Annotated in this window: 21 protein-coding genes and 1 tRNA gene; 10 read left to right on the plus strand and 12 right to left on the minus strand. The window is 69.6% G+C overall.

Translation table 11 applies throughout. The features are described 5' to 3' along the window. Positions 1–88 precede the first annotated feature (88 nt). On the minus strand, positions 89–1,318 hold the full coding sequence (locus R3I40_RS07885) for an acetoin utilization protein AcuC (protein WP_285261808.1): 1,230 nt from the start codon (positions 1,316–1,318) through the stop codon (positions 89–91). Positions 1,319–1,424: 106 nt separating this feature from the next. Between R3I40_RS07885 and R3I40_RS07890 the strand changes: the two genes are divergently transcribed. Together R3I40_RS07890 and R3I40_RS07895 are read left to right on the plus strand one after the other, a co-directional pair. Further along, the gene (locus R3I40_RS07890; protein ID WP_183375753.1) at positions 1,425–2,813 is read left to right on the plus strand and encodes a TrkH family potassium uptake protein; all 1,389 of its coding nucleotides are present in this window, start codon (positions 1,425–1,427) and stop codon (positions 2,811–2,813) included. 17 nt (positions 2,814–2,830) lie between these two features. Then, the gene (locus tag R3I40_RS07895; RefSeq protein WP_183375755.1) at positions 2,831–3,496 is read left to right on the plus strand and encodes a potassium channel family protein; all 666 of its coding nucleotides are present in this window, start codon (positions 2,831–2,833) and stop codon (positions 3,494–3,496) included. A gap of 33 nt (positions 3,497–3,529) precedes the next feature. Here R3I40_RS07895 and proC read toward each other — a convergent pair whose 3' ends face one another. From proC to R3I40_RS07915, 4 genes are all read right to left on the minus strand, one after another. Continuing rightward, positions 3,530–4,342 carry a pyrroline-5-carboxylate reductase gene (gene proC / locus R3I40_RS07900; protein WP_285261807.1) on the minus strand — a complete coding sequence of 271 codons (813 nt, stop codon included), beginning with the start codon at positions 4,340–4,342 and terminating at the stop codon, positions 3,530–3,532. 64 nt (positions 4,343–4,406) lie between these two features. Then, positions 4,407–4,607 carry a hypothetical protein gene (locus tag R3I40_RS07905; protein ID WP_285261806.1) on the minus strand — a complete coding sequence of 67 codons (201 nt, stop codon included), beginning with the start codon at positions 4,605–4,607 and terminating at the stop codon, positions 4,407–4,409. After that, on the minus strand, positions 4,600–9,252 hold the full coding sequence (locus R3I40_RS07910) for a PDDEXK-like endonuclease domain-containing protein (RefSeq protein ID WP_285261811.1): 4,653 nt from the start codon (positions 9,250–9,252) through the stop codon (positions 4,600–4,602). The genes R3I40_RS07905 and R3I40_RS07910 overlap by 8 nt, the downstream gene beginning before the upstream one ends. A gap of 87 nt (positions 9,253–9,339) precedes the next feature. Then, positions 9,340–10,158 (minus strand): DeoR/GlpR family DNA-binding transcription regulator, encoded by an 819-nt coding sequence (locus R3I40_RS07915; RefSeq protein ID WP_259923787.1) that lies wholly within the window; start codon positions 10,156–10,158, stop codon positions 9,340–9,342. Positions 10,159–10,295: 137 nt separating this feature from the next. Here R3I40_RS07915 and R3I40_RS07920 point away from each other — a divergent pair, with 137 nt between their 5' ends. Further along, positions 10,296–10,490: an antitoxin gene (locus R3I40_RS07920; RefSeq protein ID WP_239373605.1), complete on the plus strand. Its 195-nt coding sequence runs from the start codon at positions 10,296–10,298 to the stop codon at positions 10,488–10,490. Between the two features lie 132 nt (positions 10,491–10,622). On the opposite strand, the gene R3I40_RS07925 is transcribed toward R3I40_RS07920, so the two are convergent. Both R3I40_RS07925 and mobA read right to left on the minus strand, forming a co-directional pair. Next, positions 10,623–11,312: a copper resistance CopC family protein gene (locus R3I40_RS07925; RefSeq protein WP_285261805.1), complete on the minus strand. Its 690-nt coding sequence runs from the start codon at positions 11,310–11,312 to the stop codon at positions 10,623–10,625. Next, positions 11,309–11,986 (minus strand): molybdenum cofactor guanylyltransferase, encoded by a 678-nt coding sequence (mobA, locus tag R3I40_RS07930; protein WP_285261804.1) that lies wholly within the window; start codon positions 11,984–11,986, stop codon positions 11,309–11,311. Before mobA ends, R3I40_RS07925 begins: the two co-directional genes overlap by 4 nt. A gap of 164 nt (positions 11,987–12,150) precedes the next feature. On the opposite strand from mobA, the gene R3I40_RS07935 reads away from it, so the two are divergent. The 7 genes from R3I40_RS07935 (at position 12,151) to R3I40_RS07965 (ending at position 20,592) form a co-directional block, all read left to right on the plus strand. Beyond that, complete coding sequence (locus R3I40_RS07935) at positions 12,151–12,321, plus strand: hypothetical protein (RefSeq protein WP_285261803.1); 171 nt, start codon at positions 12,151–12,153, stop codon at positions 12,319–12,321. 26 nt (positions 12,322–12,347) lie between these two features. After that, complete coding sequence (locus tag R3I40_RS07940) at positions 12,348–13,424, plus strand: MFS transporter (protein ID WP_285261802.1); 1,077 nt, start codon at positions 12,348–12,350, stop codon at positions 13,422–13,424. A gap of 9 nt (positions 13,425–13,433) precedes the next feature. Then, entirely contained in the window at positions 13,434–17,198 is a 3,765-nt protein-coding gene (locus R3I40_RS07945) for a nitrate reductase subunit alpha (RefSeq protein ID WP_259923801.1), read from the plus strand. Next, the gene (gene narH, locus R3I40_RS07950) at positions 17,198–18,868 is read left to right on the plus strand and encodes a nitrate reductase subunit beta (RefSeq protein WP_285261801.1); all 1,671 of its coding nucleotides are present in this window, start codon (positions 17,198–17,200) and stop codon (positions 18,866–18,868) included. The genes R3I40_RS07945 and narH overlap by 1 nt, the downstream gene beginning before the upstream one ends. Further along, positions 18,865–19,665 (plus strand): nitrate reductase molybdenum cofactor assembly chaperone, encoded by an 801-nt coding sequence (narJ, locus tag R3I40_RS07955; protein ID WP_239373617.1) that lies wholly within the window; start codon positions 18,865–18,867, stop codon positions 19,663–19,665. Before narH ends, narJ begins: the two co-directional genes overlap by 4 nt. 1 nt (position 19,666) lies before the next feature. Continuing rightward, positions 19,667–20,383 carry a respiratory nitrate reductase subunit gamma gene (gene narI / locus R3I40_RS07960; protein WP_183375777.1) on the plus strand — a complete coding sequence of 239 codons (717 nt, stop codon included), beginning with the start codon at positions 19,667–19,669 and terminating at the stop codon, positions 20,381–20,383. Positions 20,384–20,519: 136 nt separating this feature from the next. Next, a tRNA-Arg gene (locus tag R3I40_RS07965) sits at positions 20,520–20,592 on the plus strand. Between the two features lie 88 nt (positions 20,593–20,680). Here R3I40_RS07965 and R3I40_RS07970 read toward each other — a convergent pair. From R3I40_RS07970 to sucD, 5 genes are all read right to left on the minus strand, one after another. Continuing rightward, a complete protein-coding gene (locus tag R3I40_RS07970; protein ID WP_285261800.1) occupies positions 20,681–21,433 on the minus strand; it encodes an EcsC family protein in 753 nt (250 codons plus the stop codon). Between the two features lie 93 nt (positions 21,434–21,526). Continuing rightward, positions 21,527–22,534: a hypothetical protein gene (locus R3I40_RS07975; protein ID WP_285261799.1), complete on the minus strand. Its 1,008-nt coding sequence runs from the start codon at positions 22,532–22,534 to the stop codon at positions 21,527–21,529. Between the two features lie 139 nt (positions 22,535–22,673). Next, complete coding sequence (locus R3I40_RS07980) at positions 22,674–23,678, minus strand: NlpC/P60 family protein (protein ID WP_239373665.1); 1,005 nt, start codon at positions 23,676–23,678, stop codon at positions 22,674–22,676. 226 nt (positions 23,679–23,904) lie between these two features. Next, positions 23,905–24,618, minus strand: a complete 714-nt coding sequence (locus R3I40_RS07985) for a metal-dependent transcriptional regulator (protein ID WP_285261798.1) — start codon at positions 24,616–24,618, stop codon at positions 23,905–23,907. Positions 24,619–24,849: 231 nt separating this feature from the next. Beyond that, positions 24,850–25,737: a succinate--CoA ligase subunit alpha gene (gene sucD, locus R3I40_RS07990; RefSeq protein ID WP_183375787.1), complete on the minus strand. Its 888-nt coding sequence runs from the start codon at positions 25,735–25,737 to the stop codon at positions 24,850–24,852. Between the last annotated feature and the right edge of the window lie 14 nt (positions 25,738–25,751).

A 25,751-nucleotide genomic window follows, 5' to 3' on the forward strand; every position in this document is an offset into this window, starting at 1 on the left:
TCGGCACCTGCGCGGCCGTCCGGCGGGGCCGGCGGTGCGGCTCAGGGCGCGGGGCGGGCGGTGCACCTCACGCCGTGGGACCGACGGATCAGTCGTACAGCGGGTCCAGGCCCCATTCGGGGAAATGCACGCGCCGCACCGACTGCACCAGGCGGTCCACCGGATGCTCCGGGTTGAACCCTGCGCTCCACGGCCTGAACACCGGCTCGGACCCATCGCCCATCGTGGTGAAGGCCCGCGGCGGCACCGCACCGGTGCGGTGCGCCCCGTCCCACATCCGCTGCAGCTCTTCCTCGGGGATCGGCGCATCGGCATCGATGTCGGCGTCCACCACGACCGCCACCAGGTGGGTCCACGAGCGCGGCACCACGTCCGCCACCGAGTACCCGCCGCCGCCGAGCGCCAGCCAGCGGCCGCCCGCCGCGATCGTTGCGAGGTCCCTGCACATCAGCATCGCTGCGCGCTGCGCTTCGATCGTCAGGTCCATGTCGGCCAGCGGATCGATGCTGTGGGAGTCGGCCCCGTGCTGGGTGACCAGCAGGGTGGGGCGAATCGCACGGATCAGGGGGTCGATCGCGCCGTCGATCGCGCGCAGCCAGTCCTCCGGGCGCGTCCCCGCCGGCATCGGAATGTTGATCGCCGTGCCGGGGGCGGCCGGCCCGCCGCTGTCCTGGATGAACCCCGTGCCGGGGTAGAGGGTGTCGCCGCTCTGGTGAATGGAGATCGTGGTGACGCGCGGGTCGTTCCAGAAGATCTGCTCCACCCCGTCGCCGTGGTGGACATCCAGATCGAGGTAGACGATGCGCTCCTCCCCCGCCGCGAGCGCCGCCGCGATGGCGGCCGCGGCATCGTTGAACACGCAGAACCCACCGGCGAAACCGGACTTCGCGTGGTGCATTCCTCCGGAGAAGCTGACGGCGCGCTCGCAGCGGCCCTCCAGGATCTCGGTAACCGCGGCGATGCTGCCTCCCACGAGCCGGGCCGAGGCCTCGTCCATGCCGGGGAAGATCGGCACCTCGGGGGTGGCGAGCCCCCACCGGTTCAGGTGCGTGCGCTCCTCAGCCGACGGGTTCAGCCCCGCAGCGGACGCATCCCGCACCGCCTGGACGAACACGGGGTCGTGGATCGTCTCCAGGACGGACCCGTCGGCCACCGGCGCGGAGATCAGGCGCACCCGCGGAAGGTCGAAGAGCCCGAACGACCGTGCGAGCGCGGCAGTGAGCTCGAGCCGAACGGGGTCCATGGGGTGCGCGGGGCCGAAGTCGTAGGCGCACAGCGCGTCATCCCAGACAACGGCTGTTTCGCCTGGTCTCGTCATGGTTACGAGGGTAGCGCAGGGCGCGTACAATCGCCGGCGACGTCCCCTGGACGTCCTGACCGGTCCGGGCCCGGCCGGTCACATCCAATGGGTCGGGAGCACACGCATGCAGAAAGCCGCGAAGAGTCGCGGGTCGAAGAGCGCGCTGGGACGGATCGTCCAGAACGCCGCGCGGACCCGCACCTCGCCTGCGCGCCTGGCGATGATCGCCTTCCTCGGCATCATCGGCCTGGTGACGCTGCTGCTGTGGCTGCCGATCTCCAACGCCGACGGGACCTCCCCGCCGCTGATCGACGCTCTGTTCACCGCCGTGTCCGCCGTGTGCGTGACGGGCCTGACCACCCTGGACATGGCGCACCAGTGGAGCCTGTTCGGCAACATCGTCATCATGGCGGCGATGAAGGTGGGCGGCTTCGGCGTGCTCACCGTGGCGTCCCTCCTCGGCCTGTCCGTGATGCGGGAGATGGGCCTCGCGCAGCGCATCGTAACGGCCCGCGAGACGAAGGCGCAGCAGCTGGACCAGGTGGGCGGGGTGCTGAAGACCATCGTCATCACCTCCACGGCCCTGGAGACCCTGACGTTCCTGTCGCTGGCCCCGTTCTTCCTGTCCCGCGGCGCGTCCGTCCCCACCGCCCTGTTCGACGCCCTCTACTACGGCATCTCCTCCTTCAACAACGTCGGCTTCGTGCACGAAGCCGAAGGCACCCTGCAGTACGTGGGCGAGCCCGCTTTCGTGCTGCCGGTCGCCGCCGCCGTGTTCACCGGGTCCCTCGGCTTCCCCGTGATCCTCGTGCTGTTCCGCCACTGGAACCACCCCGCGAAGTGGACGCTGCACGCGAAGATGACGATCGCGGGATCCACACTGCTTCTGCTGCTCGCCATTGTTTCGATCACCGCCCTTGAGTGGACGAACCCGGACACCTTCGGCGGCCTGCCGCTGAAGGATCGCATGCTGGCCGCGCTGTTCACCGGCGTGATGCCGCGCTCCGGCGGCCTGTCCGTGATCGACGTGGGCGCGATGCACCCCGAGTCGTGGGTGGTGCAGGACCTGCTGATGTTCATCGGCGGCGGCTCCGGCTCCACCGCCGGCGGCATCAAGGTGACCACGTTCGCGATCCTGATGCTCGCGATCATCGCGGAGGTCCGCGGTGACCGCGATGTGGAGGCGTTCGGCCGCCGCATCCCGGAGGACACGATCCGTCAGGCGATCGGCGTGCTCGCCATCTCCGTCATGGTCATCTTCTTCGCCACCCTGGTGATGCTGCGCCTCACCCCGTACGGGCTGGACCAGGTGCTGTTCGAGGTGCTGTCCGCGTACGGCACGGTCGGCCTGTCCACCGGCATCACAGCGGACCTGTCCACTCCGGCGAAGGCCGCGATCGTCACCTGTATGCTCGTGGGCCGACTGGGTCCCGTGACCGTCGGCGCCGCCCTGGCGATGCGCACGCGTCCGAGGATCATCCGCCTGCCCGAGGAGCGGCCGATCATCGGCTGACACATCAGAGGAGACCTATGCCCGACAATCGCAGAGGCGACGGCGTCCTCGTCGTCGGCCTGGGCCGCTTCGGCGCGTCCATCGCCCTGACGCTGGAGAAGCTCGGCACGAACGTGCTCGCGATCGACTCCCGGCCCGACCTGGTGCAGGAGTACTCCGGCCGCCTCACCCACGTCGTCGAAGCCGACGGCACGAACATGGACGCCCTCCACCAGGTCGGCGCCGCCGGGTTCGACGTCGCCGTGGTCGGTGTGGGCACGAGCGTGGAGGCGAGTGTGCTGATCACCGCGAACCTCGTGGACCTCGCCGGCCCGATCATCTGGGCGAAGGCGATCTCCGCTTCGCACGGCAAGATCCTGGAGCGGATCGGAGCCCACCACGTGGTGTTCCCGGAGAAGGACGCCGGTCAGCGGGTGGCGCACCTGGTGAACGGCCACCTCCTGGACTACATCGAGTTCGACGACGACTGGGCGATCGTGAAGATGCGGCCGCCGCGGGAGATCCAGGGCTTCACCCTCGCCGAATCGGACATCCGCTCGAAGTACGGCGTGACCGTGGTGGGTGTGAAGTCACCGGGGCGCGACTTCACGTACGCGGCACCGACAACCAAGGTGGCGGTGCATGACACGCTGATCGTGTCGGGCCACACGGACCTGATCGAACGGTTCGCGAACCGGCCCTGAGCGCCGGCGCCCGTCGGCCCCGAACAGGCCGGATCAGCCCTCCTCCATGTGGCGCGACCAGTCGGCGGCGGCGCGCATCGCCTTCGCCAGGCCCACGCGCACCCCGGCCTCTTCGAGCGCGGCGACACCGCGCACCGTGGTGCCGCCGGGGCTGGAGACCCGGTAGCGCGCCTCGGCGGGGCTGAGGCCCTGCTCCTGCAGCAGCTTCGCAGACCCCGCCATGGTCGCGATGACCATCTCGGCGGCCTGGTCGCGGGTGAGGCCCTGCATGACGCCCTCGTCGATCATCGCTTCGGCGACGTAGAACATGAACGCGGGCGCGGACCCGGCCGCGCCGATCACCTGGTGGACCTTGTCCTCCGGGACCCGCACCACGTCGGCGGACGCGGAGAACAGCTCCTCGACCGTCGCGGTCTCCTCGTCGGTGACGGCGTCGGCGGGCATCACGGCGACGACGCCGGAGCCGACGGCGACCGGGGTGTTCGGCATGGTGCGGATGATCTTCTCGTGCCCGCCGAGGTGCTCGCGCAGCGTGTCGATGGTGGCGCCGGCCGCGAGGGACACCACGAGGGTGTCCGCGCTGAGGTGCTCGGCGAGCTTCGGCAGCTGGGCGGCGAGCTGGTACGGCTTGATGCCGAGGATGATGATGTCGGCCTCGCGCACGGCGTCCTCGAGCGAGTCGGCGGGCGTGAGGTCGTACTCCTTCGCGGCGCGCTCGGTGGATTCCGGGCGGGAGTTCATGACGTGGACGTTCTGCGCGTCGATGCCGGAGCGGCGGATCGCGGTGGCGACGGCGCCGCCCATGCTGCCGGCGCCGAGCATGAAGATGGTGGGCTGCTTCGTCACGGTTCTCCTCCTGGTGGCCGGGCGTGCGCCCGGGTCGGGTGCGGTGCGGATCGAACGGGGGCGGTCAGCGCCCCCAGTGCGGCGGGACGTCCTGCCGGAGGCGGTCGTCGTTGCTGTCCACGGCCGCGTCGTCCTCGGTGCGGTTGGGCACGATGCGCGGGCCGCCGCGGCGTACGGGCTGCTCCATCGGCTTCCCGGTGACCGACGAGATCACAACGCGGCCCGGGCGCGACTCGCCGAGCGTGGGTGAGCGCCGATCAGTCATGGCTCTCCTGGTAGCGGCGGATCGCGGAGGACACGGACACATCCAGCAGCAGGGAGCGCTGCTCGAAGCCGAGGAACTCCCGCACTTCGGCGGCGAGCTGCTCGGTGAGGCGGGCACGTCCGTCACTGGAGATGTAGGCGACGACCGCGTCGAAGTCCTCCGCGCCGTAGAACGACAGCGGGTGGCCTGCCGGCACCTTGGGGCGCGGGAGGCGATGGCGGGTGGTGCCGGCGCGTGCCACCGGCTCCTGGAGGCGCTCCATCCAGAACGCGTGCGCCCGCTCCACCGTGCGCGTGACGCGGTCCGCTTCGCCTTCGGGGTCGATGAACAGGGCCCACGACCAGACGCGCTCCACGACCCAGCCCGCGGCTTCGAGGCGTTCGGTGCGAAGCCGGTCGCGTTCGCGCTGGTCAGCGGTGGTGGCGTAGCGGGCTCCGTCGGTCTCCACCGCCACGAGGAGGCGGCCCGGCAGGTCCCGGTGGCCGACGGCGAGTTCGATGCGGTCGTGGGAGAGGCCGTAGTCGAGCTCGGTGTGGAGGCCGCGCTCCTGCAGACGGTCCGCGAGGTCGGCCACGAGGGCGTCGATGTGGGAGTCGCCGCCCTCGGCGAAGCGGATCGCCGGCGTGGCGTCGGCGGTGGCGTCGTCCTCGGACACCTCAAGGGTGGGCTCTGGCAGGGGCGCGACGTCGGCGGCGGAGTGGCCGACGGGTTCCGACGCGTCCGCGGATTCACCGGCATCCTCAGCGCACTCGGTGGCTTCCTGCTCGGTAGGGTCGGGGGCTCCGTCGGCTTGCTGCTCCTCGGCTGCCTGCTCGGCGGACTCGGAGACTCCGTCGGCCTGCTGCTCGTCAGCTGCCTGCTCGGTGGGCTCGGGGGCGGCGGCTGCCTGCTCGGCGGGGTCGGGCGTGCCGTCGTCCTCGCCGAGGACCGCGGCGTCGAAGCCTGCTTCGAGGAAGCGCAGCAGATCGAAGAGGTCGCGCGCCCCCTCCGTCGTGAGGCGGTCCGGGTCGAAGTCCGCGGAGGCCAGGGAGCTGACCACGACGGTGCGCAGGCGCGATCGGGTCAGCAGGCTGACCAGGACCTTGCGGCCGTGCGGGCCGGACAGCGGCCCAAAGGAGTGGAACAGGCGGCCGTGCGGGGTGAGGCCGAAGCCGAGGGAGACGATGATGTCGTCGCGCTCCACCGCGGTCGCACCGATCGCGGGCGTCACCACGAACGCCTCCGGCACGTTCGGCTGGAAGAAGTCCCGCAGCTCCGGCATCCGGCTCACCGTCGACATGATCCGGTCCATCACGCGCTTCGCGTGCTCCGCCGTCACCGTCACCACCGCGAGCGAACGCTCCGGTGACATGCGGGCATGCTGCACCACCAGGTCAGTGATGCGGCGCAGCTCGGCTTCGGTCGACTCCACGTAGGCGGTGTCCGCGGCGACGGGGCCGCGGCCGTCCTCCACGTGGATGAACAGGTCATCGTCCGGCGGCAGGGGGCTCGGGACCGCGAGCTGGTGGGCGTCCAGTTCATCGGGGCGGCCGGCTCGGGTCACACGGGACACGAAGCGGCGCACACCACCGGTCGCGGGGTGCTGGTCCCGGCGGATCCGCACGATCGGGGCAAGGGCCCGCAGGTCGTCCAGCAGCAGGTTGTTCGCCATCGGCAGCGCCCCCGGCTCCAGCTCCTCCGCCTCCGGCTGCAGCGGCGGCTCCCCCGCGTACTCGTACGCATCACCGATGACCACGGCGCGGTCGGCGCGGGTCAGGGCGGGGACCGCAGCAGCGGTGGGCAGGCGGGCGCCGTCGGCCACAATGACGACATCGAAGTGGACGCCCGACGGGATCAGCTGCGGCACCATGTACGGCGACACCAGCCAGAGGGGGCGGGCGCGGAACATGATCTGCTCGTACTTCGCGACCACGTCCTTCACGCTCGTGGTGCCCGGGTTGTTCAGCTCCACGATCGCGGCGCGGGACGTGTCCCGGTAGCGCTTCATCGTCTCCACGAGGATGCGGTCGGCCTGCTCCCGCACCCGGTACTGCTGCGCGGCGAGGAACTGCGCATCCAGGCGGCGGTAGCGCTCCGCGATCTGCGACAGGTCCGTGCCCGTGTGCTCACTGAGCAGCGGTTCCTTCGCCGCGATGAACTCGAACACGCTGGACCACCAGGCGAGGTCGAGCTCCGCAGCGACGTTCTCCTCCTCGAGTTCGCGGGCGCGCAGATCCGCCACAAGGCGGCCCAGGCCCTCGAAGTCGAGCTCGCGCAGAATCGTGGTCTGCTCCGGCAGGTCCTCCAGCGCCTGCTTGTCCTCCACCAGTTCCCGGATCTGCGCCTGGATGTCGGTGATCGGACGGCGGCCGAACTCGGTGCCGGCGCGGGTTCCGGCGAGCAGCACCTCCAGCTCATCCAGGGCGCGCTCACAGCGGTCCACCACCGCGGTCAGGTCATCCAGATCCGCGGGTACCACAGGCTGGGAATCGGGGGCTGTCGAATGGGTGCGCCAGTCGTGGGCCACCCCGCGCACCCCGGTGAGCGCTTCGTGCAGCTCCTGCGGGGTCGCCGAGTCCTTCGCATACCCGGCGGCCTCCTGCCGCAGGGCGCGGCGCTGCCGCATCCCCTGCTTGATGCCGTGCGCCTGACGGAACTTCTTGTCGCCCGTCGCGGCGATGAGGGCATCCAGATCGGAGAGGAACACCTGGGCGTCGAACCGGGTCGTCACGGTGCGCACCCGTTCCAGGACGCGGATCTGCGTGCGCAGCGCATCGATCGATTCGGCGGGCTCGAGGTGAGCCTGCTTCGTCATCTCCCGGCTGCGGCGGATCAGCTCCGGCAGGTGCTCGTCATCGAGCGCCTCAGCGAGCTCCAGGGCTCGGTCCGCCTGCGTGCGCGTGGTGATGTGGGCACCGGCCCACGGCGTGACATCGGCCCCCAGGTAGAGGGCGCGGGTGGCGGCGGCACGCTCCAGCAGCTCGCGGTACTCATCGGGCCGCTCCCCCACTCGGCGGGCCACATCGGCCGGCAGGCGCACCTGCGTGCGCGGTGCGGGGTCACGGCGCAGCAGGCCTGAGAGCGCGTTGATCGCATCGTGCGCGGAGGCGCCCCAGGGCTCCTGGCGGCGGTGCATCGCCGTCAGATGCTCACGCAGCGACTCCGCCGCCTCCACGAGCGCCGGGTCCTCCTCCATCGAGACCGGCGGCACGAACGAGTTCGCCTTCGCCAGCGACACCAGCAGCGACTCCACCGTGGTGCGCTGCAGCTGCGGGTCCGGGCTGAGGTCCAGCAGCAGATCGCCGAGCCCGGCGGCGGCGACCGCCTCCGCGAGGTCCGCGAGGTGGCTGGAGCGCTGCGAGACCACCAGCACCCGCTTCTGCTGCGCGGCGAGCTCCGCCATCAGGTTCACGATCGTGGAGGTCGCCGGTGCGCCCGGCGCCGTCTCCACCACGAGGCAGTCGGTGTCCTCGATGGCGGACAGGGCGCGGGCCTCGTCCGGGTCGACGATCGCAATCGGCGCGGAGGAGGCGTCGGCCTCCTGGTCACCGGTGCCGGCTCGCTTCTCCCCCTCCGGGGAGAGCGCTTCGCGGGCCTCCGGGTCCCCGGCGAGCGCCGCGATCAGGTCGTTGTCCGCGAGGTCCTCCGACGGGGTGTCGAAGTCCTCCAGCATGGACACCGAGGAGTCGATGAGGCTGCCGACGACGAGGGCGTGGGAGACCCGGAAGTTCAGCAGCGGTTCGCCGAGGCTGCGGAACGCGTCGATCACCGGGCTCGGATCGAAGCCGTGAATGGACGCGGTGAGGTCCAGCAGGGACCGAGCGTCGAGGATCACACCGGCTTCGCGCATGGCCTTCAGCAGCACCGGGTTCAGCTCCACCGCGGCGTCGAGGTCGAGGTCGATGTCCTCGCGGGCGTTGCCCCGCAGGAACAGGTTGATGGGGCGCAGCATGATCGGCGCGTGGATCGCGCTGCCGCCGTCCGACGGCAGCCAGGACGCCTCACCGATGCCGAGGTAGCAGGTGGTCAGTCCCCGTTCCTCCGCGAACGACTGCGCGATCTCCCGCAGCGCACGCGCATGGCGGCGCGCCGTCGCGAGCGAGCCGGGTTCGCGCACGAGGCTGGACAGGCGGGTGGCGCCGCGGGCGGCGAACAGGTGCGCCAGACCCTGCGGGTGGGAGTTGGTCAGGTCGAGGTACTCGGGGCCGCCGCGCAGGTCCAGGAGGAAGCCGCGCCCGTCGGCGAGGTCGGACATGGTCAGGCGCCAGCGGTCCAGGGCGCGCTCCACGCGGTCCTCGCGGGTCACCTCATCGACCTGCACCGGCAGCAGGCCCGCGAGGCGGGGGACGTCCCCGGTGAAGTGCTGGATGTCATCCACGCTGGACGTGCCGGTGTCGGCGATCTCAGCGGCCGGGACGGCGGATGCGCCGGCCTGCCGTTCGCGTTCGCGTTGGGCGGCGTGCCGCTCAGCGAGAGTGCTGGGGGCGGCGTCCGCTTCCGCCGCCGGGGAGGAGGCGCTGGCGGGGGCGTCGGCGGGGCCGGTGGCGGCGCTGTCGGCGGAACCGGTGCCGCCGCGGGCAGAGGCGGCCGACGGCTCCGCTGCCTTCGTGGGCTCCTCGCCCTCAGCACCGGCAGCGTTCTTCTTCGATCGACCGAAAATCCACATCACAACTCCAGAGTATCGCCTCATCAGGTCCGATCCGGGTTCCGCCGTTCACCCTCCGCAGGGGCGGGGCACCGAACCCGACGGGAGTCACACGGCGTGCAGGCGCACGTGACGCTCAGCGCAGGCCTCCCGCAGCTGAGTCGGCACTTCCCCGGTGACGATGAGGTCGGTGAGGGCCGAGAGAGGGCAGATCCCCGCGAGCGCCCGCTTGCCGATCTTGTCGCCGGTCGCGAGGCCCACCACGCGACGGGAGTGGGAGATCATCGTGCGGGTGACGCCCGCTTCGGCGTCGGAGTCGCAGGTGATGCCGGCATCGACATCGACCCCGATGACGCCCACGAACATGATGTCCAGCCACAGGTCCCGCATGGTGTACTGCGCCAGCGGGCCGGTCAGCTCGAACGATCGCGGCTCCGCCACACCGCCGAGCACCACCGTGCGCACTGCCGGACGCAGCACCGTCTCCATCGCAATGTTGAGGGCGGCGCACACCACGGTCAGGCCGGGGACGGAGCCGCCGGTGTCGAGGTCGGAGCGGGCGACGATGCGGCGGGCCGAGGCCGTGGTGGTGCGGCCCCCGTTGAAGCCGACGATGCTGCCGGGCTGCACCATGGCGGCCGCGGCGGCAGCGATGCGCTCGCGCTGATCACCGGCGCCGTCGCCGCGCGGAGAGGCGGCGAGGTTGTAGGCGATGTCCACGGCCACGAGGCCACCGTGGACGCGGCGCGCGAGCTGCGCCTTCTCCATGTCGACGAAGTCGCGCCGCACAGTGGACTCGCTGATGCCGAGCTGCGCGGCGACGTCGGCGACGGACAGTCGCTTGGTCTGCGCGAGCTGTCCGAGGACGAAGTCCCAGCGGGAGGACTTGTCGTGACCGACGGGTGGCACGTGACGATCGCTGCTCATTTCCACGCCTCGATTATGACCGAATGCGCAGACTGGGACACAGGCTGTTCACATGTGCTCAAATCGCCCCGAGCTCATGACGGACCTGTGATCTCGAACGGAGACGGCATGTAGCGTGGGGGTCGCCAATGTTCCCGATGGAAAGGACACCCACCATGGGCTTCGACGACGCACTCAACAAGGGCAAGCAGGCACTCGACGGCCACAGCGACAAGGTCGACGGCGCCATCGACAAGGCTTCGCAGAAGGCTCAGGATGCCGCCCCTGACCAGGCCGACGGCGCGATCCAGAACGCTGCCGACAAGGCCAAGGACTCCCTCCGCAACAACTGAGGCGAATACGCCTCCCACAGCGGGACAGCTCCCGCACAGAAGAAGGACCGGCAGCCCCGCGGGGCTGCCGGTCCTTCGCTTCTCCTCCGTGGCCGCACGCGGCTCGGAGGCATCGCCCACGAGGCGCTCTGGTCAGGCCTGCGAGCCAGGACGCTGGTCGTCGCCGGCGGCAGAGCCGCGATCCGGGTTCTTGTCCTTGCGGGTCACCAGCACCACGATTCCGACGATCAGCGCCGCAGCCACAACAACAGCGGCGGCGATGAGCGACTTGCCGATGCCGCCATCGTCACCGTCCGTCCCCTCATCGGCTTCGGAAGCGGCCGGTGTGGAGCTGGAGGCATCCGCCGGCTGGGACGACGGCGAGGCAGACGCTGCCGGGGCGGATCCCTCACCGCCGCTGTCCGATGCGGCGGCCCCGCCCTCGGTGACGGTGAAGGTGGTGGTGCCCTCGATGGGGTGGCCGTCCGAGGAGACGACCCGCCAGTCGACGGTCACCGGGCCGGCGGCGGGTGCCTCAGAGAAGTCCGCGGTGACCGACGTGCCGTCGATCGTCGGCGCGCCGTCGAACAGGACGGTGCCGACGGAGTCCTTCACCACAACGCGGGCAGACAGGTCCAGCGGCTCCGCGGAATAGGTGAGCGTGATGCTGTCGGCGGTCGCAACGGACTCGCCGTCCGCCGGCGAACTGCCGGTGAGGCTGTCATGGGCCAGGGCAGCCGGTGCTGCGAACAGGGCGGCGACGAGCGCCAGCGCGGCCGAGGCCGCGGCGGCCAGCAGGAGACGCAGCCGGTTCTGCTCGGCCCGTCGGGGTGCGATGGTCATGGGGTCGTCCTTTCCACGGCGATGCGGGCGCGCTGCAGGTCCTCCGCGGTGTCCACATCCGAGACCGCATCATCGACCCCATCCAAGGCCGGTCGGATCGTCAGGCGCGCCGGTGCCAGCTGTCCGTACAGCCGGCGCAGGCTCAGCCCCATCCAATCACCGCCATTCCCGCGGACCTCGTTCAGCGTGGTGCGCAGCACGCCCAGCGGCCACGCGGCGCACAGGAACTGCAGATGGCCCGAGGAGTCTTCGATGCCGCGCACAGCAGTGCTGTCAGCCGGGGCGGACCCGTCGGCCCCCTCCCCCAGGACGTGCTGCAGCAGCTCAGCGCTGAGGGTCGGCATATCACCGCCGAGCACCAGCACATCCGCCTCACCGCCCAGATCCGACAGCTCATCGACCGCGGCCGCCAGACCCGCCACGGGACCGCTGAAGCGCGGCTCCTCCAGAGTGCGGATCGTCTCCACCCCGTCGATCGTGAACGGCGCCGCGCGCAGATCGGACCCGTCGGCCCCCACCACCACGATGCGGCAGGGCAGCCCGAGGGCCGCGATGGCCGCCCCCGCGACTCGGGCACGCATCGACAGGCCGTTGATCGACAGCTGCGGCTTGTCGATTCCGCCGAGGCGGGAGCCCTGTCCGCCGGCAATGATGATCGCAGCGCGTGAAACCATGGAAGCACCCTCGATGAAGTCGGATCGTCACCCAAGACGATATCGGCACGATATCGGCCGACCTCGGGAAACACGTCCTCAGGACAATCGTCCTGTCCACCCGATACCCCTATGATTAGAGTCATCGGGAACCCTCGAATCGGCTGCACCGAAAGGAGCACGCAGTGACCGCGTCCCCATCCCTCCGCCCTTCCGGTTCCACCGCCACCCCCCTCGACGAGCATGCCCGTGACCGCACGTTCATGCTGCTGATGGCCACCGTCGGCTTCGCCATCAACTTCTGGGCCTGGGCCCTCCTCTCCCCCTCGCCGCGACCGTCATCAAGAAGGGCCTGACGACCGACGCCGCTCTGCTCGTCGCCGTGCCCGTTCTCGTCGGCTCCATCGGCCGCATCCCCATCGGCGCCCTCACCGACCGCTTCGGCGGCCGCCTGATGTTCCCGCTCATCTCCGTCGTCACCGTCGTCCCGGTGCTGTTCCTCGGATTCTTCGGGTTCACCAGCTACATCGCGCTCCTGGTCGGCGGCTTCTTCCTCGGCATCGCCGGCACCACCTTCGCCATCGGCGTTCCGTACGTGAACTCCTGGTACCCGCCGAAGAGCCGCGGCACCGCCCTCGGCATCTACGGCATGGGCATGGGCGGCACCGCCGTCTCCGCCTTCACCACCGTGCGCATCTTCCAGGGCCTCGGCGAGAAGGCGCCGTTCCTCATCGCCGCCACCGCCCTGCTCATCTACGCGGTGCTTGCCTACCTGCTGATGCGCAACGCCCCCGGCTGGAAGCCGAAGACCGGCTCCATGATCGCCAACACCCTCGGCACCACCAAGCTGCTCGTCACCTGGCAGGCCTGCTTCCTGTACGCCCTCAGCTTCGGCGGCTACGTCGCTTTCTCCGTGTACCTGCCGACCTTCCTCATCAACGCCTACGGCCTCGGCGCCGAGGACGCCGCCCTCCGCATGGGCGGGTTCGTCATCATCACCGTGTTCATGCGCGCCGTCGGCGGTCAGCTGTCCGACCGCTTCGGCCCCGTCCGCACCCTCGTGGTCGCCAACACCATCGTGGCGGTCATGGCACTGATCGTCGCCGCCACCGGCGAACTCACCCTGGTGGGAACCTTCGCCTTCCTCGTCATGGCGATGGCGCTGGGCACCGGCACCGGCGCAGTGTTCGGCCTCGTCGGCCAGGCTGCGGACCCCGCCCAGGTCGGGTCGGTCACCGGCTTCGTCGGCGCCGCCGGCGGCCTCGGCGGCTTCGTCCCGCCCCTCCTGCTGGGCTCCCTGTGGAACTCCACCGGCTCCTACGCCATCGGCCTGATCCTGCTCGCCCTCACCGCCCTCGTCGCGGTCGGCGTGGCGATCTGGACCGGCCGCACCGGGCGCGCCGCTGCTGACTCCCCGGCTGCGGATGCTGCGCCCGCCCCGACAACCAAGGAACAGTGAGGTCCGACAATGACGACGACTGACCCGAAGCCCCAGGTCGACTCCTCGCTGATGAACTCCCTCATCAGCAAGCGCCGCCTGCTCTCCCCCACCTCGCGCGTCTCCGACGACAAGCGCGAGATCCACCACCGCGGCGGCCGTCAGGGCGACTCGTTCTACCGCGACCGCTGGAGCCACGACAAGGTGGTGCGCTCCACCCACGGCGTGAACTGCACCGGCTCGTGCTCCTGGCAGATCTACGTCAAGGACGGGATCATCACCTGGGAGGCCCAGCAGACCGACTACCCCTCCACCGGTCCCGACCGCGCCGAGTACGAGCCGCGCGGCTGCCCCCGCGGCGCCGCCTTCTCCTGGTACACCTACTCCCCCACGCGCGTGCGCTACCCCTACATCCGCGCCGCCCTGCTCACCATGTACCGCGAAGCGAAGGAGCAGGTGGGCGGCGACCCCGTCCTCGCCTGGGAGTCCATCGTGGAGGACCCGGACAAGTCCGCCGCGTACAAGAAGGCCCGCGGGCACGGCGGCCTGGTCCGCGCCACGTGGGAGGAGGCCGTGGAGATGATCGCCGCGGCGTACGTCTCCACCACGAAGAACTACGGCCCCGACCGCACCGCCGGGTTCACCCCGATCCCGGCGATGTCCATCGTGTCGTTCGCCTCCGGCGCCCGCTTCCACCAGCTGATCGGCGGCGCCATGCTGTCCTTCTACGACTGGTACGCGGACCTGCCCGTCGCCTCCCCGCAGATGTTCGGCGACCAGACCGACGTCCCCGAATCCGGCGACTGGTGGGACGCCGGCTACCTCATCATGTGGGGCTCCAACGTGCCGCTGACCCGCACCCCGGACGCCCACTGGATGGTGGAGGCCCGCTACCGCGGCCAGAAGGTCATCGCGGTCTCCCCCGACTACGCCGACAACGTGAAGTTCGCCGACGAATGGGTCGCGCCCCAGCCCGGCACCGACGGCGCCCTCGCCCTCGCCATGGGCCACGTGATCCTCCGCGAGTTCTACGAGAACCCCGACGGCAGCGCCCGCCCCGAATACTTCGACAACTACGCGAAGACCTACACCGACCTGCCGTTCCTCGTGCAGCTGGAGGAGCGCGCCGACGGCACCGTGGTGCCCGGCAAGTTCCTCACGGCCTCCGACCTCACCGCGGAGATCACCGACGAGTTCGGCACCGAGCACGACCAGTTCAAGCCCGTGCTGATCGACGGCAACACCGGCCGGCCGATGGTCCCCCAGGGCACGCTCGGCCACCGCTTCAGCGAGGACGGCAAGGGCCGCTGGAACCTGGACCTGCAGGGCGCTGACCCGCAGCTCTCCCTCCACAGCCGCGGCGAGGGCGTGCAGGAGATCCTCCTGCCCCGCTTCGACGCCGTCTCCACCCCCGCCGAGGACGAAGCGCACAACGCGCACTCCGCGCCGGGCACGATGCGCCGCGGTGTGCCGACCACGCAGGTCAACGGCCACACCGTCACCACGGTGTACGACCTCCTGCTCGCCTCCTACGGCATCAGCCGCGACGGCCTGCCCGGCACCTGGCCGACGGGCTACGACGACCCCAGCGAGGTCGGCACCCCCGCCTGGCAGGAGCGCATCACCGGTGTGCCCGCCGCACAGGTGCAGCGCATCGGCCGCGAATACGCGCAGAACGCCGTGGAGTCCCGCGGCCGCTCCATGATCATCATGGGCGCCGGCGCGAACCACTGGTTCCACTCGGACACCATCTACCGCACGTTCCTCACCCTCACCACCCTCACCGGCGGCCAGGGCGTCAATGGCGGCGGCTGGGCGCACTACGTGGGCCAGGAGAAGGTCCGCCCCATCACGGGCTGGCTGCACCTCGCCAACGCCCTGGACTGGTCGCGGCCGCCGCGCCACCAGACCCAGACCTCGTACTGGTTCATGCACACCGACCAGTGGCGCTACGACCAGATGACCGCGGACGCGTTCACCGCCGCCACCGCCGACGGGCGCCTCAAGGGCATGACCAACGCGGACGTGGTCGCGATGGCGCAGCGTCTCGGGTGGATGCCGCACTTCCCGCAGTTCGACCAGAACCCGCTCGCGCTCACCCAGGCCGCCGATGCCGAGGGCCGCAGCGTGCAGGACTTCATCATCGAGCACCTGAAGACCGGGAAGCTGAAGTTCGCCGCGGAGGACCCGGACGCGCACAACAACCATCCGCGCATCCTGTCGCTGTGGCGGGCGAACCTCCTCGGCTCCTCCGCCAAGGGCACCGAGTACTTCATCAAGCATCTGCTCGGCACGAAGAACGACGTGCGCGCCGAGGAGACCCCGGAGCATCTGCGCCCCCGCGACGTGGTGTGGCGCGAGAAGGCCCCGGAGGGCAAGCTGGACCTGCTGCTGTCCCTGGACTTCCGCATGACCAGCTCCACCCTGTTCTCCGACGTGGTGCTGCCGGCCGCGACCTGGTACGAGAAGAGCGACCTGTCCACCACGGACATGCACCCGTTCGTCCACTCGTTCAACCCGGCGATCGCCCCGCCGTGGCAGGCCCGCAACGACTGGGACACGTGGAAGGAGATCGCGAAGAAGTTCTCCGAACTGGCCCGCAATCACCTCGGCAAGCAGCGCGACGTGGTGGCGCTGACCCTGCAGCACGACTCCACCGACGCCCTCGCCTACCCCCACGGCGTGGTCCGCGACTGGAAGCACGACGAGGGCGTGGAGCCGATCCCCGGCATCACCATGCCGAAGCTCGTCGAGGTGGAGCGCGACTACCGCGAGATCTACGACAAGTTCGTGGCGCTCGGCCCCCTGGCGGAGAAGCTCGGCTTCACCACGAAGGGCATCACCTTCGATGTGAAGCGCGAAGTCGAGTACCTCGGCAAGAAGAACGGCCTCATCAAGGAGGGCCCGGCCAAGGGCCGCCCGTCCCTGGAGACCGATGTGCGGGCCGCGGAGATGGTGCTGGCGTTCTCCGGCACCACCAACGGCCACCTCGCCACCCAGGGATTCCGCACACTGGAGAAGCGCACCGGCACCCAGCTGCACGACCTCTCCGCGGAAGCGGAGGGCAAGCAGATCACGTTCGCGGACACCAAGGCCGCGCCGGTGCCGGTGATCACCTCGCCGGAGTGGTCCGGCTCGGAGTCCGGCGGCCGCCGCTACTCCTGCTTCACCATCAACACGGAGCGGCTGAAGCCGTGGCACACCCTGACGGGCCGCCAGCACTTCTACCTCGACCACGACTGGATGAGGGAGATGGGCGAGAACCTGCCCGTGTACCGCCCACCGCTGGACATGAACGCCCTGTTCAACGAGGGCGAGATCGGCTCCACGAACGAACTCGGCCTCGCAGTGCGGTACCTGACGCCGCACAACAAGTGGTCGATCCACTCGGAGTACCAGGACAACCTGTTCATGCTGTCGCTCTCGCGCGGCGGCCAGTCGATCTGGATGAGCGCGGAGGACGCCGCCAAGGCCGGCATCCGCGACAACGACTGGGTGGAGGCAGTGAACCGCAACGGGGTGGTGGCGGCGCGGGCGGTCGTCTCGCACCGCATGCCGGAGGGCACGGTGTACATGCACCACGCCCAGGATCGCGTGGTGAACGTGCCGCTGACCGAGACCAGCGGGAAGCGCGGCGGCATCCACAACTCGCTCACCCGCATCATGATCAAACCCACCCATATGGTCGGCGGGTACGCCCAGCAGACCTTCGCCTTCAACTACCTGGGGCCCACCGGCAACAACCGTGATGAGGTCACCCGCATCCGCAAGCGCACTACGGAGGTGACGTACTGATGCGCATCATGGCTCAGATGTCGATGGTGATGAACCTCGACAAGTGCATCGGCTGCCACACCTGCTCGGTCACCTGCAAGCAGGCATGGACGAACCGATCCGGCACCGAATACGTCTGGTTCAACAACGTGGAGACCCGGCCCGGGCAGGGCTATCCGCGCCGCTACGAGGATCAGGAGAAGTGGAAGGGCGGCTGGGTCCTGGACCGCAAGGGCCGCCTGAAGCTGAAGGCCGGCGGCAAGTTCCGCAAGCTCGCGCAGATCTTCTCCAACCCGATCATGCCGAGCATCGAGGACTACTACGAGCCGTGGACCTACGACTACTCGAACCTGCTGGATGCTCCGGCGCAGGAGCACATCCCGGTGGCGAAGCCGAAGTCGCTGCTGACCGGTGAGGACATGTCGATCGAATGGTCGGCGAACTGGGACGACGACCTCGGCGGCTCCACGGAGCACCTCCACGAGGACCCGATCCTGGAGCGCATCCAGACGGAGGTGAAGGCCGAGTTCGAGAAGACCTTCATGTTCTACCTGCCGCGCATCTGTGAGCACTGCCTGAACCCGTCGTGCGTGGCGTCCTGCCCCTCGGGCGCGATGTACAAGCGCGAAGAGGACGGCATCGTCCTGGTGGACCAGGACCAGTGCCGCGGTTGGCGCATGTGCATCTCCGGCTGCCCCTACAAGAAGGTGTACTTCAACCACCGGACGGGCAAGGCCGAGAAATGTCATTTCTGCTACCCGCGCATGGAACAGGGCATCCCGACGGTGTGCTCGGAGACCTGCGTGGGCCGCCTGCGCTACCTCGGCCTCGTGTTCTACGACGCCGACCGCGTCACCGAAGCGGCGTCCACCCCGAACGAGAAGGACCTGTACGAGGCGCAGCGCTCCCTGATCCTCGACCCGAACGACCCGGCCGTGGTGCAGGCCGCCCGCGAGGCGGACATCCCGGAGGACTGGATCCTCGCCGCGCAGCGCTCCCCCATCTACCGGCTCATCAACGAGTGGAAGGTGGCGCTGCCGCTGCACCCGGAGTACCGCACCATGCCGATGGTCTGGTACATCCCGCCGCTGAGCCCCGTCGTCGACGAGGTCGCGAAGACCGGTGAGGACGCGGAGAACCAGCGCAACCTGTTCGCCGCGATCGAGCAGCTGCGCATCCCTATGGACTACCTGGCGGAGCTGTTCACCGCCGGGGACGTCTCCGTGGTGGACGGTGTGCTGCGCAAGCTCGCCGCGATGCGCTCCTACATGCGGGACATCTCCATGGGCCGGGAGGGCCAGGAGGAGATCGCGGCATCCGTCGGCATGACAGGGCAGGAGATCCGCGAAATGTACCGCCTGCTGGCGATCGCGAAGTACGAGGAGCGGTACGTGATCCCGCCCGCGCACTACAGCGACGCGCACTCCCTCGAGGGCATCTCCACCGACTGCTCGCTGAACACGGACGGCGGGCCCGGCATGGGCGGCCCGTCCTCGATCTTCGGTGAGGATTCGGGGGCCGACGGCCTCACCCCCGTCGGTGTGGAGAACTTCAACATTCTGAAGAACCGCGCCCAGATGGACCGCGTGCCGCCGGTGGAGCCGGGCCGCATCAACCTGTTGAACTGGGACGGCAAGGGCACGCCCGACGGGCTCTTCCCCTCCGACAGCAGCGGGACTGATCGATCATGAGCATCCTGAAGCGACTGGCGGGCCGGGCCGTTCCCGGCCTCGCCGCCTCCCCCATCGACGGGGACGCGAAGCAGGTGGCGTGGGCGATCGGCTCGCACCTGATGGCGTACCCCGATGGGGAGATCGTGGAGCGGCTGCCGCTGCTGCGGGACGCCTGCTCCCTGCTGCCGGAGCCGTACGGCTCGGAGGTGGCAGCAGTTGTGGACCGGATGCTCGCCGAGTCCCGCACCGATGACCTCGCGGCCCTGCAGCAGGAGTACGTGGCGACGTTCGACACCCGTCGGCGCGGCTGCCTGTTCCTGACGTACTTCGGCAGCGGCGACACCCGCCGCCGGGGGATGGCGCTGCTGGAGATCAAGCAGACCATGCGCGAATCCGGGGTGGAGCTCGCCGCGGACCGCGAGGACGAACTGCCCGACCACCTGTGCGTCGTGCTGGAGTTCGCCGGCACCGTCGACGCGGAGGCCGGTGAGCGGATCCTGCTGGACAACCGCGCCGGCATCGAACTGCTGCGCACTCACCTGCAGGAGATCGACTCCCCATGGGCGCCGGTGATCCGGATGGTCTGCGCCACCATGCCTGCCCTCAATGACGACGACCGCACCGCGATCGCAAAGCTTGCTGAACAGGGCCCCGCTCAGGAATCCGTCGGCCTCTCCGGCTACGGCACGGACGCGGACTACATGGCGAGCCCGCCCACGAACGCGCCTGTCGCCTTCACCGCCCCGTCGGGCCCGGTCCCCCTGCCGACCCCACGTATCCGACCGACCCAGCCGTCCAGCGCTCGAAGGAGCTGACATGCGTGACGTGACGATCCTCGACACCCTTCTCTGGGTTGTCTTCCCCTATGTGTGCATGGCGTTCTTCGTGCTCGGGCACATCTGGCGCTACCGCTACGACCAGTTCGGCTGGACCACCCGGTCGAGCCAGATGTACGAGGACCGGATCCTGCGGTGGGCATCGCCCATGTTCCACTTCGGCATCCTGTTCGTCGCCATCGGCCACTTCGGCGGCCTGGTGATCCCGAAGTCCTGGACGCAGGCGATCGGCATCAGCGACCACGTGTACCACCTGCTGGCGATCACCCTCGGCACCGTGGCGGGCGTGTGCACACTCGTGGGTCTGCTGCTGCTGATCTGGCGCCGACGCTCCAACAAGCGCCTCATGGGCGCGACCACGCTGATGGACAAATTCATGTTCCTGATGCTCGCGGTCGTGGCCGGCCTCGGCGTGTGGGCGACCATCGCGAACAACGTGTTCGGCTCCTACGACTACCGCTCCACCATCTCCGTGTGGTTCCGGCAGATCTGGACGCTGCGCCCCGACGCAGCGATGATGGTGGACGTGCCGCTGACGTTCCAGCTGCACGCCCTGGTCGCCATCACCCTGTTCGCGGTGTGGCCGTTCACGCGCCTCGTGCACGTGTTCTCGGTGCCCGTGGGCTACCTGGGCCGCCCGTACATCGTGTACCGCTCGCGGGATGACAAGCGCGTCGCCTCGAAGGCCGGCTGGTGATCTGCACCGTCTGATTGGGTGCGCCCCGCGCATCCCGCTACACTGAACGGGTCCGAGCCGCGGCTCTTCTGCCGCAGGAGCGGACCCGTTCCGTTCAGCATCCGTCGGCCTTCCGGCCGGGTTCGCTCGGCGATCAGCCCCCGTAGCTCAGGGGATAGAGCACGGCTCTCCTAAAGCCGGTGTCGGACGTTCGAATCGTCTCGGGGGCACACATAGGACCCCAGGTCAGCGCCTTCTTCAGGCGCCGACCTGGGGTCCAGTCATCACCGCGGCGATTTCGCGCCGCGGCCGTTCGCGTCAGCGCTTCTTCTGCGCCTTCGCCGCCGCCTTCAGCTCCTTGCGGGACAGCGGCGGGAACGTCGCCTTCGCCGTCTGCGCGATCTTCTTCAGCGCGCGGCGGTCCGCCCACGCACCGAGGACGCCACCAGCGCCGGGGATCGCCTTGCCGAACAGGCGGGCGGAGCGCAGGCTGAAGCGGCGCACAGCGCGGGCGCCGATCGCCTTGGTGATGCGGGAGACGTCCGACTGCGGCAGGCGCTTCGCCACCTGGCGGCTCGCCGCGCCGGCGACCGGGCCGAGTCCGACGGAGCCGAGCAGGTCCCCCGATTCCTCCCCGACAAGGGCGGCGAGGATACGGGTGCGGATCTCCTGGTCGTTGATGTCGTAACCGCGCACGCTCGCGATCGCGGCGGTCATGCGGGTGGCGATGACGTAGAACTCGAGCACGTTTGCGGGCAGCATCACCGGCAGGGTGATGGCGCCGCCGAGACCGGTGACGAAGCCGCCGACGGTGGCGCGACGTCGGTGGCTCGCGATGATCTTCTTGACGGCGCGTTCGGTGGAGCGGCGGCGCTTCGCTCGCTTGGCAACGGTCTTTGCAGACGCGAAGGTGGCCTTGCCGTCGATGCCGATGTCGCGGAAGGTGTTGACGAGGCTTTCGAGCGCCCCCGCGTCCTTACCGGTGCGGGCTTCCTTCATCGCCTTCTTGGCGTCGTCGGTCGCGGTCTTGTCTGTGCGCAGGAAGGAGAGGACCCCCATGACTGCTCCCATCTCCCCGTCAGGGGCGTGCGTTCGAAGATGCCAGTGTAACCAGTTGATAACAATCGGACCTGGGCGGGGCCGCGCACCCGTCGGCTGCTGGTGTCAGCGACCCGGCGCGCAGCTGCCGCCCTCGGGGGCGCAGCTGCCGCCTCCCCCGCCGCCAGCGCTGCCGGGGCGGCCGACGGGTGCCGGCGCCGCAGCGTGCCCAGCCGCCGGGCCGGGCCAGCTCTGGCCTCGAGCCCCGCTCCCACTGCTGGTGGGGCCACGGCCCGTGCCGGTGCGGTTGCGGTGATCGCGGGCGGCCCGCATCGCCATCAGCACGATGCCGATGAGCGCGCTGACCGCCGCCAGGGCGATGCCGAGGCTCACGCCGTGGGGCAGGTCCTTGATCGCCTTCTCTTCGAACGCCGTCACGATCTGGCCGACGAACGGGGCCCTGTCGATCACGTTCGGCACCAGCGCGGGGAGGTTCGTCACCGTGAACCACATGAGCGCCGTGAACACGGCGGCGAAGATGCCGTACATGATGAGCGACGCTCCGCGATGGGTGGCGGTCAGCAGCATCAGCGCCAGGCCCACGAGGGCGATGGCGCCGAGAGCTGCGCGGTTCTCGGTGAGCAGGAGGATCCACTGCATCCATCCCGCATCGAACGAGGCAATGGTGGGCTGCAGGGTGCTGGGGCGCGGCACCGGCACCGGCAGGACGTCCTCGATCGGGCCGACGATCGAATCGTACGCCGGCATCAGGTCCGGCTTCACCTCGACCCTGCCGCCCTGCACCATCGACTCATGCAGGTCGCGCATGGTCTGGTCCCAGATCTGCTGGTACTCCCGTGTGCCGGTGACGGTCTTGACGCCCTTCGCGATCAGGGCATCGACCTGCCCCTTCAGGAATTCGGGGACGTCCACGAGGCTGTGGATCTGGTCGACCGCCGGGGCGGTGAGGTCCTGGCGGGTCTGCGGGGTGTCAGCGATCGGTCGGGTGACGGTGAGGAACCCGCCGCGGTCCACGATGTTGTCCTGCAGCCAGGTGGCGGGCACGAGCAGGAGTGCCGCCGCAAGGGAGACGATCCCCGCGAGCACGCTGATGAGGTTCCGGAGCAGAAGCATGGGTCTCACAGTAGTCGGGCCGGGTGCAGGCAATGCGAGAACCCCACCGGCCCGACGGGGCTACGGTGGGGTTCTCGCTGAGCGGCGGCGTGGTCAGCGCCGGAATCCGCTCGTCACAGTGTCGAAGAGGCGACTGGAATCAGCCGACGCGGTAGTAGCTCCAGTTGGCGTTCCAGAGCTTGCGCTCGGTGGTGAGCTTGCCGGAGCGGCCGGCGTCCACGATCTTGCCGTTGCCGGCGTAGATGCCGACGTGGCCCGGGGTGTAGACGAGGTCGCCGGGGCGGGCCTCGGAAGCGGAGATGCGCTTGGCGCCGGCCACCTGGCCAGCAGCCGAGTGCGGAAGGTGGATGCCGTGCTGGGCGTAGACCCAGGAGGTGAAGCCGGAGCAGTCCCAGCCGGACGGGGTGGAACCGGCCCACACGTACGGGGTGCCGATGCCGCTGCGGGCGGTGGCGAGAATGGAGCTGCCGCGCCCTGCGTTGGAGGGAGCAGAGGAGCGCTTGCTGCTGCGCTCGGAGCGCTGGTCGTCGCCGTTGCCGCGACGCTCGCTGCTGCGCTCGCGATCGTTGGTGCGCTCGCGGTTGCTGCTGCGGTTGTTCTCGCGCTCCTGGTTGCGCTCGCGGTTGTTGCTGCGGTTGTTCTCGCGCTCCTGGTTGCGCTCGCGGTTGTTGCTGCGGTTGTTCTCGCTCTCCTGGTTGCGCTCGCGGTTGTTGCTGCGCTCGCGGTTGTTGCTGCGGTTGTTCTCGCGCTCCTGGTTGCGCTCCTCGCGCTGCTGGGCCTCGCGGCGCTCCTGACGCTCCTGGCGCTCGGCACGCTCCTGGGCCTCGCGCCGCTCAGCCTCGCGGCGCTCCTGCTCACGCTGGGCGTCGGTCTTCTCGTCGGTCTTGACCTCGACCTTGTCCTGCTTCACGATCGCGCCGTAGGCCCCCTCGGCCTTGTCGCCCTCCGCGAGAGCGACCGGGATGGTCACGGTGGAGGGAGCGGTGGACGCACCGGCGTTGTTGCCGGTCTCGGAGGAACCGTTGGCCATGGCGGCCGAAGCGGAACCGGAGACGACGAAGCCGGCAGCGAGCATCACGCCGGCGGTCTTACGACCGATCGGTGCGGACAGGATGCCGCGCGGGGTGCCGCGGTGAGTGGGCATGGAGCGAGGAGCCACAGGAGACCTTCCGGATCGTTCGCGGGCCGGCGCCCATCAGGGCTGCGAGGCGGTCCGCGGAGTTCTTGAGCACTGTTGTTTCGGAACGGATTCCGACCCGGGTCGCCCCGGGAACCGACATCCAACCTACGGAAGGCGGGGACTGTTCCCCACTGGACCAGACGAACCTCTACCTGGGTTTTGACAGACCTTTACCCTCGTGGAAGGGGCCTTACCTTTGGGTCACGCAGATGTGGCCGGCATCACTGGGGGTCAGGGTGATCTCCCGGCCCGACGGCCCCGTCATCACCAGCGAATCCGCATCCGAGGCGACCGTGACTCGCGCCCCGGGAACGATCCCGCAGTCCTTCAGATCCCGCAGGAATTCGACGTCCGACTGGATGACCTCACCGATGGCGTCGACCGTCAGCTCCACCTCGCCGCCCTCCGGCAGCTCCACCTGCACGAGGCGCTGAACACCGTCGCCGAGCCGGCGACCGCCATGGGGGCCGGACCCGTCGGCCGTCACCCCCAGCGCGCCCAGGCCCGGGATGGGGTTGCCGTACGGGTCGGCGTACGGCGGCGTGAGCATGGCGGCGATCTTGCGCTCCACGTCTTCGCTCATCACGTGCTCCCAGCGGCAGGCTTCGTCGTGCACGAGCTCGTACTCGAGGCCGAGGACGTCCATCAGGTGGCGTTCGGCGAGTCGGTGCTTGCGCATGACCGCACCGGCGATCCCGCGGCCCTCCTCGGTCAGGTGGATGACGCGGGAGTCATCGAGGTACAGCAGGCCGTCGCGCTCCATCCGACCGACCGTCTGCGACACCGTGGGGCCGGACTGTCCGAGCCGTTCGGCGATGCGGGCGCGCATCGGCGTGATGCCGAGCTCCAGCAGCTCGAACACTGTCTTCAGGTACATCTCGGTGGTATCGATCAGATCGCTCACGGCGCGCCCTCCCTTTCAGCTGGTCACACTGTATCGGGTTGGGCGGCGCGTCGGCGGGAGAGCAGCGTGGCCACCACGGGAAGCGCTCTGGAAGCCGACGGTCGGCCGGGGCGCCGGGAACGGCGAACGCCGCCCTGCCCACCGGGTGCGGTGGAGAGGACGGCGTCCGACGGGTGCTGCCGCGACCAGAGCCCAGCCCATCGGGGCGCGGCCGGATGCGGCGGTGAGGGCTCAGAGGCCCTTGATGATCTCGCGCATCAGCTCAGCGGTTTCGGTGGGGGTCTTGCCGACCTTCACACCAGCGGCCTCCAGGGCCGCCTTCTTCGCCTCCGCGGTGCCGGAGGAGCCGGACACGATGGCGCCGGCGTGGCCCATGGTCTTGCCCTCCGGGGCGGTGAAGCCCGCAACGTAGCCGACGACCGGCTTCGTCATGTTCGCCTTGATGTAGTCGGCTGCGCGCTCCTCGGCGTCGCCCCCGATCTCACCGATCATGACGACCGCGGCGGTCTCCGGGTCGTTCTCGAATGCTTCGAGGGCGTCGATGTGGGTGGTGCCGATGATCGGGTCGCCGCCGATGCCGATGGCGGTGGTGAACCCGATGTCGCTGAGCTCGTACATCATCTGGTAGGTCAGCGTGCCGGACTTCGACACCAGGCCGAGCTTGCCGGGACCGGTGATGTTCGAGGGGATGATGCCGGCGTTGGACTGTCCCGGGGAGATGATGCCGGGGCAGTTCGGGCCGATGAGGCGCGTGGTGCCCTTGTCCTTCGCGTAGTTGAAGAACTCGGCGGCGTCCTTCGCGGGGATGCCCTCGGTGATGACGATGGCGAGCTCGATGCCGGCGTCAACGGCCTCGATGACCGCGTCCTTCGCGAACTTCGGCGGCACGAAGAGGACGGACACGGTGGCGCCGGTCTCCTTCATGGCGTCGGCGACGGAACCGAACACGGGCACGGAGCGGCCGCCGTCGAACTCGACGCTCTGGCCGGCCTTGCGGGGGTTGACACCGCCGACGACCTGGGTGCCGGAGTCGAGCATCCGCTGCGAGTGCTTCATGCCCTCGGAACCGGTCATGCCCTGAACGATGACCTTGCTGTTCTTGTCAAGAAAAATCGACATGCTTCTTCAGGCTC

This window comes from Helcobacillus massiliensis, from assembly GCF_033106145.1.
GTDB classification, from domain to species: Bacteria; Actinomycetota; Actinomycetes; order Actinomycetales; family Dermabacteraceae; genus Helcobacillus; species Helcobacillus massiliensis.

Excerpts from the sequence above, each read along its gene's own strand:
- R3I40_RS07905 (WP_285261806.1), bottom strand. The coding sequence starts at position 4,607 with ATGACTGATCGGCGCTCACCCACGCTCGGCGAGTCGCGCCCGGGCCGC.
- narI (WP_183375777.1), top strand. The coding sequence starts at position 19,667 with ATGCGTGACGTGACGATCCTCGACACCCTTCTCTGGGTTGTCTTCCCC.
- sucD (WP_183375787.1), bottom strand. The coding sequence starts at position 25,737 with ATGTCGATTTTTCTTGACAAGAACAGCAAGGTCATCGTTCAGGGCATG.
- R3I40_RS07980 (WP_239373665.1), bottom strand. The coding sequence starts at position 23,678 with ATGCCCACTCACCGCGGCACCCCGCGCGGCATCCTGTCCGCACCGATC.
- R3I40_RS07915 (WP_259923787.1), bottom strand. The coding sequence starts at position 10,158 with ATGAGCAGCGATCGTCACGTGCCACCCGTCGGTCACGACAAGTCCTCC.
- R3I40_RS07895 (WP_183375755.1), top strand. The coding sequence starts at position 2,831 with ATGCCCGACAATCGCAGAGGCGACGGCGTCCTCGTCGTCGGCCTGGGC.
- R3I40_RS07920 (WP_239373605.1), top strand. The coding sequence starts at position 10,296 with ATGGAAAGGACACCCACCATGGGCTTCGACGACGCACTCAACAAGGGC.
- R3I40_RS07890 (WP_183375753.1), top strand. The coding sequence starts at position 1,425 with ATGCAGAAAGCCGCGAAGAGTCGCGGGTCGAAGAGCGCGCTGGGACGG.
- R3I40_RS07925 (WP_285261805.1), bottom strand. The coding sequence starts at position 11,312 with ATGACCATCGCACCCCGACGGGCCGAGCAGAACCGGCTGCGTCTCCTG.
- R3I40_RS07970 (WP_285261800.1), bottom strand. The coding sequence starts at position 21,433 with ATGGGAGCAGTCATGGGGGTCCTCTCCTTCCTGCGCACAGACAAGACC.
- narJ (WP_239373617.1), top strand. The coding sequence starts at position 18,865 with ATGAGCATCCTGAAGCGACTGGCGGGCCGGGCCGTTCCCGGCCTCGCC.
- mobA (WP_285261804.1), bottom strand. The coding sequence starts at position 11,986 with ATGGTTTCACGCGCTGCGATCATCATTGCCGGCGGACAGGGCTCCCGC.
- R3I40_RS07885 (WP_285261808.1), bottom strand. The coding sequence starts at position 1,318 with ATGACGAGACCAGGCGAAACAGCCGTTGTCTGGGATGACGCGCTGTGC.
- R3I40_RS07945 (WP_259923801.1), top strand. The coding sequence starts at position 13,434 with ATGACGACGACTGACCCGAAGCCCCAGGTCGACTCCTCGCTGATGAAC.
- R3I40_RS07910 (WP_285261811.1), bottom strand. The coding sequence starts at position 9,252 with ATGTGGATTTTCGGTCGATCGAAGAAGAACGCTGCCGGTGCTGAGGGC.
- R3I40_RS07975 (WP_285261799.1), bottom strand. The coding sequence starts at position 22,534 with ATGCTTCTGCTCCGGAACCTCATCAGCGTGCTCGCGGGGATCGTCTCC.
- narH (WP_285261801.1), top strand. The coding sequence starts at position 17,198 with ATGCGCATCATGGCTCAGATGTCGATGGTGATGAACCTCGACAAGTGC.